At 69.7% G+C, this 12,084-nt stretch carries 13 protein-coding genes; 2 read left to right on the top strand and 11 right to left on the bottom strand.

Annotated features, from left to right (window positions below; genetic code table 11):
• The 10 genes from lepB (OG289_RS35570) to proS all read right to left on the bottom strand — a co-directional run bounded on the left by lepB (OG289_RS35570) (position 1) and on the right by proS (position 8,036).
• Positions 1 to 981, bottom strand: a complete 981-nt coding sequence (gene lepB, locus OG289_RS35570; RefSeq protein WP_327318132.1) for a signal peptidase I — start codon at positions 979 to 981, stop codon at positions 1 to 3.
• Positions 869 to 1,966 carry a signal peptidase I gene (gene lepB, locus OG289_RS35565; protein ID WP_327318131.1) on the bottom strand — a complete coding sequence of 366 codons (1,098 nt, stop codon included), beginning with the start codon at positions 1,964 to 1,966 and terminating at the stop codon, positions 869 to 871. Before lepB (OG289_RS35565) ends, lepB (OG289_RS35570) begins: the two co-directional genes overlap by 113 nt.
• Positions 1,959 to 2,690 (bottom strand): signal peptidase I, encoded by a 732-nt coding sequence (lepB, locus tag OG289_RS35560; protein ID WP_327318130.1) that lies wholly within the window; start codon positions 2,688 to 2,690, stop codon positions 1,959 to 1,961. The genes lepB (OG289_RS35565) and lepB (OG289_RS35560) overlap by 8 nt, the downstream gene beginning before the upstream one ends.
• A 45-nt stretch (positions 2,691 to 2,735) precedes the next feature.
• Positions 2,736 to 3,086, bottom strand: coding sequence for a 50S ribosomal protein L19 (gene rplS / locus OG289_RS35555; protein ID WP_020128707.1), 351 nt, complete (start codon positions 3,084 to 3,086; stop codon positions 2,736 to 2,738).
• A 137-nt stretch (positions 3,087 to 3,223) separates the two neighbouring features.
• Positions 3,224 to 4,057: a tRNA (guanosine(37)-N1)-methyltransferase TrmD gene (trmD, locus tag OG289_RS35550; RefSeq protein ID WP_327318129.1), complete on the bottom strand. Its 834-nt coding sequence runs from the start codon at positions 4,055 to 4,057 to the stop codon at positions 3,224 to 3,226.
• The gene (gene rimM / locus OG289_RS35545; RefSeq protein WP_327318128.1) at positions 4,057 to 4,617 is read right to left on the bottom strand and encodes a ribosome maturation factor RimM; all 561 of its coding nucleotides are present in this window, start codon (positions 4,615 to 4,617) and stop codon (positions 4,057 to 4,059) included. The genes trmD and rimM overlap by 1 nt, the downstream gene beginning before the upstream one ends.
• Before the next feature lie 135 nt (positions 4,618 to 4,752).
• Positions 4,753 to 4,992: an RNA-binding protein gene (locus OG289_RS35540; protein WP_003973401.1), complete on the bottom strand. Its 240-nt coding sequence runs from the start codon at positions 4,990 to 4,992 to the stop codon at positions 4,753 to 4,755.
• A gap of 5 nt (positions 4,993 to 4,997) precedes the next feature.
• Entirely contained in the window at positions 4,998 to 5,420 is a 423-nt protein-coding gene (gene rpsP, locus OG289_RS35535) for a 30S ribosomal protein S16 (RefSeq protein ID WP_079659230.1), read from the bottom strand.
• A gap of 287 nt (positions 5,421 to 5,707) precedes the next feature.
• Complete coding sequence (locus OG289_RS35530; protein WP_327318127.1) at positions 5,708 to 6,304, bottom strand: hypothetical protein; 597 nt, start codon at positions 6,302 to 6,304, stop codon at positions 5,708 to 5,710.
• 316 nt (positions 6,305 to 6,620) lie between these two features.
• Positions 6,621 to 8,036, bottom strand: coding sequence for a proline--tRNA ligase (gene proS / locus OG289_RS35525; RefSeq protein ID WP_327318126.1), 1,416 nt, complete (start codon positions 8,034 to 8,036; stop codon positions 6,621 to 6,623).
• Between the two features lie 199 nt (positions 8,037 to 8,235).
• Between proS and OG289_RS35520 the strand changes: the two genes are divergently transcribed.
• Together OG289_RS35520 and OG289_RS35515 are read left to right on the top strand one after the other, a co-directional pair.
• Positions 8,236 to 9,144, top strand: coding sequence for an SAM-dependent methyltransferase (locus tag OG289_RS35520; protein WP_327318125.1), 909 nt, complete (start codon positions 8,236 to 8,238; stop codon positions 9,142 to 9,144).
• A 454-nt stretch (positions 9,145 to 9,598) separates the two neighbouring features.
• On the top strand, positions 9,599 to 9,973 hold the full coding sequence (locus OG289_RS35515; protein ID WP_327318124.1) for a hypothetical protein: 375 nt from the start codon (positions 9,599 to 9,601) through the stop codon (positions 9,971 to 9,973).
• Positions 9,974 to 10,062: 89 nt separating this feature from the next.
• Here the strand turns inward: OG289_RS35515 and ftsH are convergent, their stop codons facing one another.
• Positions 10,063 to 11,997: an ATP-dependent zinc metalloprotease FtsH gene (gene ftsH, locus OG289_RS35510; RefSeq protein ID WP_327318123.1), complete on the bottom strand. Its 1,935-nt coding sequence runs from the start codon at positions 11,995 to 11,997 to the stop codon at positions 10,063 to 10,065.
• Positions 11,998 to 12,084: the final 87 nt, after the last annotated feature.

Below are 12,084 nucleotides of genomic sequence, written 5' to 3'. Positions count from 1 at the left end.
TCAGCGGGTCTCGGAGTCCTCCGTGCGCCGACGGCGCCACAGCACCACCGGCACGACCCCGACGAGGGCGAGACCCTGCGGGGCGACCGTCAGGGCCGCGGACGCCGCGGACTGGTCGCCCAGGCCGTTCTGGTCGAACGTGTCCGGCACCGGCAGCGTGCCCCAGCGGCTGAGCGGCCAGGCCTTGACGATGGCGCGCCCGACGACCTGGTCGACGGGCACCATGCCGTGGTTCTTGTCCGACTGGTTGTAGCGCGAGTCGCGCGAGTTCTGGCGGTGGTCGCCCATGACCCAGACGTGGCCCTTGGGGACCTTCACCGAGAACTGGCCGCCCTGGTCGTCCTGGCTGCACGGGGTGTTGCCGGGGTACACGTACGGCTCGTTCAGCGCCTTGCCGTTGACCGTGAGCGGGCCCGTGCCCTTGCAGGAGACGGTGTCGCCGCCGACGCCGATGACCCGCTTGATCAGGTCCTTCTCCTCCGCGGACGGCATCAGGCCGATCCAGCTGAGGAAGGTCTGGAAGGCGTTCGGATCGGCGGTGTTCTCGCCCGCCAGCCAGTCGTCGGGGTCGTGGAAGACGATGACCTCGCCTCGCTCCGGCTCGGAGCCGAACCACGGGGTCAGTTTGTCGACGAGGACCCGGTCACCGATCTTGAGGGTGTTCTCCATCGAGGCCGACGGGATGGAGAACGCCTGCACCAGGAACGTCTTGATCAGCAGCGCGAGGACGAGCGCGATGCCGATCAGGATCGGCAGTTCCTTCCAGAAGGAGCGCGGCTTCTTCGCCTTCGGGGCCGAGTCCCCCGACCCTTCGCCGCCGGTCCGGGGCGGCTCGTCCGCCGGCGGACCCCCGCCGCCCGCCACCGGGTCATTCTCTGAGGTCACGGCGCTGTCCGCGGCCGGGTCGGCTGCTTCCACGGACCGTCCGCGGTGATCCTCGCCGTCGTGCCCGGACCGTGCGCCAACCGCCACATCCCCCACGCCAACTCCTTACTCTGTGCCACCGCCTGCCCCACATACGACGCAGGCCCACTACTCCCATAACGAGCGGGAGTTCCGCAGGGCTCGGGAGTTGTCGAATCGATCCGTTCGGATCGCCGGGAGCAACCCTATGCGACAGCTGGGCGGACGCGGTCGCCGTGGCGGTCGAGCCCGTCACGGAAGAGAAAGTTTGCGGTTCCTTGAGACGGACCCAGTGCCCCAGCGGCCAGGCGATGACCATGGCCCGCCCCACCACCTCGTCCTCCGAGACGGTGCCCCCGTAGTCGGTGTTCTGGTGGGACCGGGAGTCGGCGGAGTTGGCCCGGTGGTCACCCATCACCCACAGCCGCCCCTGCGGGACGGTGATGTCGAACGGTGTGCTGGACGGCTCGTTGCCGGGATACAGATAGGGTCCCTCGTTCAGGGGAACCCCGTTGACGGTCACCCGCCCCTGCGTGTCACAGCAGACGACGCGGTCGCCGCCGACGCCGACGACGCGCTTGATGAGGTCCTTCTCGTTCTCGGACGGCAGCAGACCGATGAAGGTGAGCCCTTCCTTGATCTGCTTGACGACGACCGGGTCCTCCTTCTTGGTCGTGGTCTGCTCGTCGTTGAGCCAGCCGCCGGGGTCCTTGAAGACGACGACGTCCCCGCGCTCGGGCTTGGAGCCGAACCACGGGGTGAACTTGTCGACCAGGACGCGGTCGCCGATCCGGATCGTCTGCTCCATGGACCCGGACGGGATCACGAAGGCCTGCACCAGGAACGTCTTCAGGACCAGCGCTATCAGGACGGCGACCCCGACCAGGAGCGGTATCTCCCGGACGGCCGAGCGCCTGCGCTTGCGCTTGACCTTGCGCTGGAGCTTGCGCCGCTCCGCGCGCGTGCGGCCGCCGGCCGGGCTGGCGGCGCGCCGCACACCGGTGGGCAGCAGCTGGTCCGCGGCTGAGGCGGGAACGCCGCGCGGTTTGCCGCGGTTACCCATGGGCGCCCTCCGCGCCGGGCACGCGCGCGTAGGCGCTCGGGCGGGACAGACGGGTGAGGTGCGCGGACGGCCAGACGATCCAGTCGGCGCGGCCGATCACGTCGTCGACGGGGATCATGCCGCCGCCCGGTGAGCCCAGGTGGTCTCGGGAGTCGCTGGAGTGGCTGCGGTGGTCACCGAGGACGAACAGGGTGCCCTCGGGCACGACCACGTCGAAGTCCACCGTGGACGGACCGTCGCCGGGATACAGGAACGTCGACTCGTCGACCGACCGGCCGTTCACCTGGATCCTCCCCTCCTTGTCGCAGCAGACCACGCTGTCTCCCCCCACACCCACGACGCGCTTGATGTAGTCGGAGTTCCCGAAGTACCCGGTGCCGTCGAACACGATGACGTCACCGCGCCGCGGCTCGGCACCGAAACGGTACGCCAACTTATTTACGAGAACCCGGTCACCGATCCTCAATCCGTTTTCCATGGATCCGCTGGGAATCTGGAATGGTTGCGCCACGAAAGCGTTGAGGAACAGCAAAAACAGCAGGCAGATCAACAGGGACAGGCTGAACCGGCCGCCCGGCAGCCACTGCGTGACCCGCGCCACCAACGCGAAACGCGACCGTCCCTCCACTCCCTCGGTGTCCGGGGCCTCCTGGGAGGTGTCCGCGGAAACGGAAGGGCTGGAGGAGCGGTCGCGCTCCGTCGTCGGCTGAGCTTCGGTGTCCATCGGGGCCAGATGCTATCCGGCCCCGCTTTGAACCCCTCAGAGCACTCAGTTGTCGCGCTTCTCCTTGATCTTCGCAGCCTTGCCGCGCAGCTCACGGAGGTAGTACAGCTTGGCGCGACGCACGTCACCGCGGGTGACGAGCTCGATCTTCTCGACGATCGGGGTGTGCACCGGGAAGGTGCGCTCGACGCCGACGGAGAAGGAGACCTTGCGGACCGTGAAGGTCTCGCGGACACCGGCGCCCTGGCGGCGGATGACAACACCCTTGAACTGCTGCACACGGGAGCGGTTGCCCTCGATGACGCGCACGTGGACGTTGACGGTGTCACCCGGGCGGAAGGCCGGGACGTCGCTGCGCAGCGACGCGGCGTCGACGGAGTCGAGAAGGTGAGACATTTCGTCTGCTTTCTTCGCTGATGCCACAGGTCATCAACGGAACTAGATGTTCGAGGATTGAGTGCCGTGTGCCCGTCGAGGCGGGCGTCGTGTCCCCCTGCGGCAGGGGCGCACACCGGACGGCGCACAACAGCGACCTATTCTTCCACGCCCTCGGTCCTGCGCCAAAATCGACCGTACGGCTCACCCTCCGGGTCGGGCGCCCAGCCCAGGATGGAGAGCATCTCGCGGTCCTTCTTGTCGAAGGTCTTCGGGTCGCACCGCTCGATCAGGTCGGGCCGGTTGGCCGTCGTGCGGCGCAGGGCCTCGTCGCGCCGCCAGCGGGCGATCCTGCCGTGGTGGCCGCTGAGCAGCACCTCGGGGATGTCCCGGCCGCGCCAGGCGGGCGGCTTGGTGTAGACGGGGCCTTCCAGGAGGTTGGCCATGGCGCCGGGCGCGAAGGAGTCGTCGCGGTGGGACTCGGCGTTGCCGAGCACTCCGGGCAGCAGCCGCGCCACGGCCTCGGTGACGACCAGGACGGCGGCCTCTCCGCCGGCCAGGACGTAGTCGCCGATGGAGACCTCGTAGACGGGGATCCGGATGGCGTACTCGTCGATGACCCGGCGGTCGATGCCCTCGTAGCGGGCCGGTGTGAAGATCAGCCAGGAGCGTTCGGAGAGCTCGACGGCCAGTTCCTGGGTGAAGGGGCGGCCGCTGGGCGTCGGCACGACGATCGCGGGTGCGTGCGAGCCCCGTTCGTAGCCGTCGGCGAGGACGGAGTCGAGGGCATCGCCCCAGGGCTCGGTCTTCATGACCATGCCGGGTCCGCCGCCGTACGGGGTGTCGTCGACCGTGTTGTGCCGGTCGTACGTCCACTCCCGAAGGTCGTGTACGTGCACGTCCAGCCGGCCACGCGCGCGTGCCTTGCCGACGAGGGAGACGTTCAGCGGGTCGAGGTACTCGGGGAAGATCGTGACGACGTCGATGCGCATTACGACGTGCCCTCGTCCTCGGCCGCGTCCCGTGCGGACGCGATCTCCGCGCGGTCGTCGATGAGCCCGGGAGGCGGGTCGATGACCGCCCGCTGCTCCTCGAGGTCGATCTCGGTGACGATCGACTCGACGAACGGGATCATCACCTCGCTGCCGTCGGGCCGCTCGACGATGAAGAGGTCCTGGGAGGGCAGATGCGAGATCTCGGTGATCCGGCCGACCTCGACGCCGTCCTTGGTGACCACGTCCAGGTCCATCAGCTGGTGGTCGTAGTACTCGTCCTCCTCCTCGGGCAGCTCGGCGGGGTCGACCTCGGCGATCAGGAGGGTGTTGCGCAGGGCTTCGGCGGCGTTGCGGTCACGGACGCCCTCGAAACGCAGGAGGAGACGACCGCTGTGGACGTGGCCGGTCTCGATGGTCAGCGGGCCGGTCGAGGCCGGGTCCGTGAACAGGACGGCGCCGGGCGCGAGCCGCAGCTCCGGCTCGTCGGTGCGTACCTCGACGGTGACCTCGCCCTTGATGCCGTGGGCGCGGCCGATCCGTCCGACTACGAGCTGCACTTCTGAAGATCTCCTGTCGTACCTGGTTGTACGCGGTCGTACCGGTGGGTAGCTGTCGTCACGGCTGCCGCAACGACTACGGGCCGGGGACGGCCCAGTGGCCCTCCCCGGCCCGAGCCGGTGCTGCGAAACGCGTCAGCGGACGTGGTCCACGTCGACGAGGTCGACGCGGACGCCCCGGCCGCCGATGGCGCCCACGACGGTGCGCAGAGCGCGCGCGGTGCGGCCGTTGCGACCGATCACCTTGCCGAGGTCGTCCGGGTGGACCCGGACCTCGAGCACGCGCCCGCGGCGCAGGTTGCGCGAGGCGACCTGCACATCGTCGGGGTTGTCGACGATGCCCTTCACGAGGTGCTCAAGCGCCTCTTCGAGCATGCTGCTCAGGCCTCGGTCGGCTCAGAGGACTCGGCCGCGGCCTCGTCCTTCTTCTCAGCCTTCTTCTTCTGGGTGATGGCCTCACCCTTGCCCGAGTCGTCGCCACCGAGGGCCTCGAACGACGGGCGAGCCTTCTTCGGCTCGGCGACGAGCAGCGGCGCCGGGGCGGGCTCGCCCTTGAACTTCTGCCAGTCGCCGGTCTTCTTCAGGATGGCGAGAACCGGCTCGGTCGGCTGCGCGCCGACACCCAGCCAGTACGCCACACGGTCGGCGTCCACCTCGATGATCGACGGGTGGTACGTCGGCTGGTACTTGCCGATCTCCTCGATCGCACGACCGTCACGACGGGTACGGGAGTCGGCGACGACGATGCGGTAGTGAGGCGAACGGATCTTGCCCAGACGCTTCAGCTTGATCTTGACTGCCACGGGAGTGGGTTCTCCTGGATTTGACGTGATTGGGCACGGCGAGATTGCCGCGTGGGGTTGCGGTACCCGAGTGCCCGATGGACGCGTCAGCCGGAGGAGAGAGGGGTCCTGTGCGACTGTCGAGTACAGCTAGCCATTGTGCCACACGACGCGGGGCCCTTCAGGCCGCGGGTGGTTTCCGGGCATGCGCGAGAGGCGCCCGGCGCCTGCGGGGAGCTGTCGAAGGACGACTCCCCGCACCGCGCTGAACCGGCAGCCACGAGATGCCGGTGCGTGACCGCCTGTGGCTAGGCGGCGCCGGCGATCTCCGGGATCCGGAACGGCTTGCCGCAGCCTCCGCACACGATCGGCGCCTGGGCCAGGACCGATGGCACGACCCGCACGTTGCGCCCGCAGTCGCAGACGGCCTTGACGCGGACGCCTCCGCCGGAGGAACCGTGCCGGGCCGCGGGGCCGCGGAAGGAGCGGGTGGTGTCGGAGGAGGTGGCCGCCAGATGCGCCTTGAGGGCCCGCTGGAGGCGCTCGATCGTCGGCCGGTAGCGGCGCTTGGCCTCGGGGTTGAGCGTGACCAGGGAGAACCCGCTGCTGGGATGGGGTTCCTCGGGGTGGTCCAGGCCCATCTCCTCGGCGATCGCGAGGAATCTGCGGTTGTGGTAACGGCCGGCGCGGGAGGTGTCGCGCACGCCGCGGGCGGCGGCGATGCCATGGACTGCCTCATGGAGCAGTCGCTCGAAGGAGAGCTCGTGACCGCAGGCGGACGACGACTCCCCGATCAGGGACTCTGGCGCGGCAAGATCCGGCAGCTCGGGGTGGTACCGCTGAATGTCGGCCCACGCCTCTGCCAGCTCTGCGGCGAGAACTGGTGGTGTCTGTGTCGTGCTCACGTAATGACAACGAGCGGGAGGGCCCCTGTGTTCCTATTCCGGGGCATCCCAAATAATTTGCACGTACCCGTCAGTTGGCACTGATGCGTCCGGACGAGGGCGGGTGCGCTGATCTGCGGATAAGCCTCACAGCTCATACCAAGCTGGTGCGTAGGCCCACGTACGCCCACCCGTCTCCCACCGCCACCATCAACCGAGGCCCTTCGGGGCCGTCCCTCTTGTCCGGCGCGTAGACCATGTCCGCGCGCCGGGGCAGGGATGTTGCGCAGGGGCGCAAGAGGCGTTTCGGTCGCTCTCCTGGGCGGAGGGCTCTGTCTCAGTAAGCGCGCGCGACGATCGCGACGTTACCGGGAGCGTCCCCGTCCTCGGGCACCGACCCGTCCTCGGCGACCAGACACCGTACGGTCACCGACCGCTCGGCCAGCCTGGCCTCGCCCTCCTCGCCGAGGGTCGCCCACGGGATGCGCGCCCAGCCGCCGGCGACGGCCGCCTCGGCCGCCTCCTCGATCGTGGACACGTCCGTCGTGCGGGACTCGCGGCGCTCGCGGGACTGCCGCAGGAGCAGCGCCTGGTCCTCTTCGAGGACGGCCGGCAGCAGGCCGACGAGCGTGTCGATCGCCACCGGCTCCTTGCCTCCCGGGATCCGGCGGGCCAGCATCGCCGTGCCGTTCTCCAGGTCACGGGGCCCGATCTCGATGCGGACCGGCACACCCTTGAGCTCCCAGTCGACCGCGCGCCGCCCGAATGGCGTGTCGGTGCGGTCGTCGACCTGGACCCGCAGGCCCGCCGCCTTCAGCCGGTCGCCCAGCTCGCGGACCTTGGCCAGAACCGCCTCGTCGCCCTTGATCGCCAGGACGACGACCTGGACCTGCGCCAGCCGCGGCGGCACCCGCAGCCCGTCGTCGTCGCCGTGGGTCATCACCAGGGCGCCGATCATGCGGGTCGTCGACCCCCAGGAGGTCTGCCAGACCAGCTCCTGTGTGCCCTCCTTCGACAGGTACCGGGTGTCGAAGGCCTTGGCGAAGTTCTGGCCCAGCTCGTGGCTGGTGACCATCTGCAGGGCCTTGCCGTCGCCCATCATGCTCTCGAGGGTGAGCGTGTTGATGGCGCCCGCGAAGCGCTCCTTGACCGTCTTGCGGCCGGCGACGAAGTCGATCGCGAGGACGTTCTCGAGGAAGTCGCCGTAGACCTCGCGATGGATGCGCGCGGCGAAGTCGCGAGCCTCCTCGTAGGTGGCGTGCGCGGTGTGGCCCTCCTGCCAGAGGAACTCGGACGTCCGCAGGAAGAGGCGGGGCCGCAGCTCCCAACGGACCACGTTGGCCCACTGGTTGATCAGCAGGGGCAGGTCGCGGTAGCTCTGCACCCACTTGGAGAAGTACTCGTTGATGATGGTCTCGGAGGTGGGCCGGACGACCGCAGGCTCCTCCAGCTCCTTGCCGCCGCCGTGCGTGACCACGGCCAACTCGGGCGCGAAGCCCTCGACATGGTCCGCCTCGCGCGTGAGGTAGGACTGCGGGATCAGCAGCGGGAAGTACGCGTTCTGGGTACCGGTCTCCTTGATGCGGGCGTCCATCTCCGCCTGCATCCGCTCCCACAGCCCGTACCCGTACGGTCGGATCACCATGGTGCCGCGCACCGGTCCGTTGTCGGCCAGTTCCGCCTTGTTGATCAGATCCTGGTACCAGCGCGGGAAGTCGTCCGCCCGCGGGGTGAGAACGGGTGCCTTGGCCATGGCGCGATGGTACGGGCCCACGTTGCCGGAATGTGAATTCTCGCCACAGGCACAGCCGGTCCACAAGCGGGGACCCGAGACCTCTGGACGCGGTCGCGAACGGGGAGTTACCTGGCATACGGGGGAAGTGCGAGCGCACTGCACGGGGGCCACCTGATCGGTTTCTGCTGCAACTCTCGGCGGATTGGGGCGCTTATCCATGACACCTGTGCTCGTGCGGCAACACCTGCCTCATGCGGGGCCGACGTCCCGCGCGGACCTGGGCGCACGCGCGCGTGACTGGTCGGAGATCCAGGAGCGGATGCTGGTCCCGCTCTACGAGGCCGTCTACGAGCGACTGGACGTGGGAGTCGGCACCCGGCTCCTCGCTCTCGGCTGCGGCTCCGGGCTCGCCCTGTTGATGGCGGCCTCCAGAGGCGCGGCCGCACTCACGGGTATCGAGACCTCCTCCCCCGAACGGCTGGGTCTCGCACGCGAGCGGCTGCTGCCGAAGGAGCCGAACGAGCGCTCCGCACGCGCGCGTACGGACGGCGAAGACAGCGGGGATGGCGGGGACCGTGACCGGATCCAACTCACCGACCGGTCACCGAAGGACGCGGTCGGCGCGGAGAGGCCCGAATACAACCTGGTGACCGCCTTCGAGCCGATCGGGTGTCTCGCTGGCGACGCGGACGCCCTCGCCGGGGTGCTCGCGGCCTCGACGCCGCTCACCGGGCGCGGGACGCCTGTGGTGCTGGTCGGCTGGGGTCCGCCGGAGCGATGTGCCACGACCGCGGTGTTGCGGGTCGCGGCCAAGCTGGCCGATCCGCTTCGCGGCGGCACGGTCCGGCTGCGCCCGGCGCTGCGCGACGACCTGGAGGAGGTCGCCCAGCGGGCCGGCCTGAAGCCGGACGGATCGGGGCGGGTGGCCTGCCCCTTCGGGTACGCCGACGTGGAGAGCGCCCTCAAGGGCCTGCTGTCCACGGGCCTGTTCGACGCGGCGGTCGCGGCGACCGACCAGGCGCAGGTCGACAAGGAGCTGACGGAGGCGCTGCACCCCTACCGGCGCCCGGACGGGACGGTGTGGATGCCGAACGTCTTCCGGTACCTGATCGCGCGCACGCCCTGACCGGACGGCGCGGAGGGGTACAGCACGGGGGTTGGCCGCTGCTCGCAGGAGTGCGCACGAGGCCGAGTCAGCTCGATCGTGTGATCGTCGGCTTGCGGGCTTGCGGGCTTGCGGTGCCGTGGGCCGACCGGGCTAACGTGATCGTGCGATCTGGGAGGCTGGGCACGGCGCCAGTGTGCGGGCCCCCGCTCCACCAGAGGATGGTTCGGGGCCTGCCCGTCGCCTCTGGCCGTACCCACCCGGCCGGGTCGCGCAGGGAACTTGCCTCCCGGGAGAGGACCACGCACAGGATGCGTGTCGCCACCCTGGGGTTGAGTACGCCGGGGACCTGGGGGTCCCTCCCACGCCCTTGAGGCAGTGGGGGAGCGCCCAAGACCGTTCGGGGCGTGCGACCGATCGGGCTCACTCCTGCTCGGTCTTCAGGAACGGTTGAGAAGTTCCTGGAAATGCACGTGTGAATGGTTCGCTGTCGGCTGGCGAGGCCGAGGCGCAGAAGGTCGTGTCGGACCCGAAGGACGCCAAGGGCATGGTGCTGGCGATCGCGCACGTGGGGTTCACGCACCAGGCCGGTCCGGCTCTCACCGACTCCCCCGACGTGAACGACGGCACCACCATCTGGGCCGACGGCCGGCGCGGGTCGATCCTGATCGGCGCCTCGGAGGAGGGCGTAGCCGGCTGCGAGGACCCCTACGACGTGGAGAGCTGGAAGCAGGGCGAGGGCCACGTCTTCTGCGAGACGTACCTGGTCCCCGCCACCGCCAGGAACATCGAGGTGCACTGGTCGGAGGAGGACGGGGAGCCCTGCATCTGGAAGTTCCCCCACGCGTAGTCCTCCGACGCGTAGTCCTCCGACCCGTAGTTCCGCACCCCGTGGTTCTGCACCCCGTGGTTCTCCGACGCGCAAGCGCGTCCGAGTGGTTACGTTTCGTGCTTGCGCAGCCGCGTGATGCCGGCGATGCGGTACGCCTCCACCTCCTCCAGCGTCTCGTTCGCCAGCAGCGCCTGCGCGAGGGCGTCCAGCTTCCCCCGGTGTTCGCGGAGTTTGCGGCAGGCCTCCTCGTAGCACTCGTCGACGATGCGCCGCATCTCGTGGTCGATGGCGTCGAGGGTCGCGGGGGCGGCGGCGAGGCCATAGGCCTGCTGGAAGTCGCCCGGCAGCGCGGACAGGCGGCCGACGCGCTCGCTCATGCCCCAGCGGGCGACCATCCCGCGGGCGATGTTGGTGACCTGTTCGAGGTCGTTCTCCGCGCCCGTGGTGACGACCCCGTAGATCACGTGTTCCGCCGCCATGCCGCCCAGGGCGCCGATGATGCGGCCGCGCAGGTATTCCTCCGAGTGCGCGTACCGCTCCACCTCGGGGGTCGACATGGTCACGCCGAGCGCACGGCCGCGCGGCACGATGGTGATCTTGCGGACGGGGTCGGCGCCCGGTTGCAGCATGCCGAGGAGGGCGTGGCCGCTCTCGTGGTACGCGGTGCGGCGACGGTCCTCCTCCGGCATCACGAGCGTGCGTTCGGCCCCCAGCTGCACCTTCTCCAGGGCCTCCGACAGATCGGAGGGGGTCACCTGCTCCTGTTTGCGCTTGACCGCGAGCAGCGCGGCCTCGTTGGCGAGATTGGCCAGATCCGCACCTGTCATGCCCGGGGTCGTACGGGCCACCCGGGCCAGGTCCACGTCCGGGGCGAGCGGGATCCCGCGGGTGTGGATCCGCAGGATCGCCTCCCGCCCACCGCGGTCGGGCGGGGAGACGTTGACCACCCGGTCGAAGCGGCCGGGCCGGGTCAGCGCCGGGTCCAGGATGTCGGCGCGGTTCGTCGCCGCGATCACGATGACGCCCTCCGCCCCGGAGAAGCCGTCCATCTCCGTGAGGATCTGGTTCAGCGTCTGCTCGCGCTCGTCGTGACCGCTCACCGACGCGCCGCCGCCGCGGATGCGCCCGATGGTGTCGATCTCGTCGATGAAGATGATCGACGGCGCCACCTTGCGTGCCTCCGCGAACAGCTCCCGGACCCGGGACGCCCCGACACCGACGATCATCTCGATGAACTCCGACGCGGAGGCGGAGAAGAAGGGCACGCCCGCCTCACCCGCGACCGCGCGCGCCAACAGGGTCTTGCCGGTGCCGGGCGAGCCCGCCAGCAGCACACCGCGTGGCATCTTCGCGCCCATCCTGCGGTAGGCCTCGGGGTGCTCCAGGAAGTCGACGATGTCGTCCAGCTCGCCCTTGACCTCGTCGATGCCGGCCACATCGGCGAACGTCGTGCGCTCGGTGCCCGGCCTGAGCTCGACAGGCTTGGGTGGCGCCTTGCGGCCGAGCATGCGGCCCGCCCCGCCCGGGCCCGCGCCCATCCGCCGGGCGAAGAAGATCCACACCGCGGCCAGGAGCACGATCGGCGCCAGCGAGAGCAGCAGGTTGGACAGCAGGCTGCGCTGCTGCACGACCGGTCGCGCGGTCACCGTGACGTCGTGGCTGCTCAGGTTCTGCCAGAGGTCGTCGTCCGCGAAGGCCGGGCGCTGTGTCTTGAACTTGGTGTAGTCGCCCCCGTCTTCGGGGTTGTCCCGGGCCTTCTTGAGCTGGCCCTGGATCGCGTCCCCCTTGGAGTAGATCTTGTCGACGTTGCCCGCGTCGACCTGTCGGCTGAACTCCGTGTACGAGATCGTCGGCTCGTTGCCGCCGCCGAGGTAGTTCAGCCCGATGTAGACCAGCAGGAAGACGATCACGGCGGTGACGGCGAGACCCCACCACCGGCCGCGTGGCCTCCTGCCGCCGGGGGGCCGTGGCGGCTCGTCGGGGGTGCCCTCGGTACGCCACGGCTGGTCGGGGGCCTTGCGCGGCGGAGCGGCATTGCTCATATCTGGACGTTACGGCAGACCACGGGCGTCGGCATGCGCTGAGGGCGCCCTCCCGCGCGGGAGGGCGCCCTCACAGTCGTACGACCT

The organism is Streptomyces sp. NBC_01235, from assembly GCF_035989285.1.
Lineage (GTDB): Bacteria > Actinomycetota > Actinomycetes > Streptomycetales > Streptomycetaceae > Streptomyces.
The sequence above is the reverse complement of the archived record's forward strand: the minus strand, read 5'-3'. Positions and strand labels throughout refer to the sequence as shown.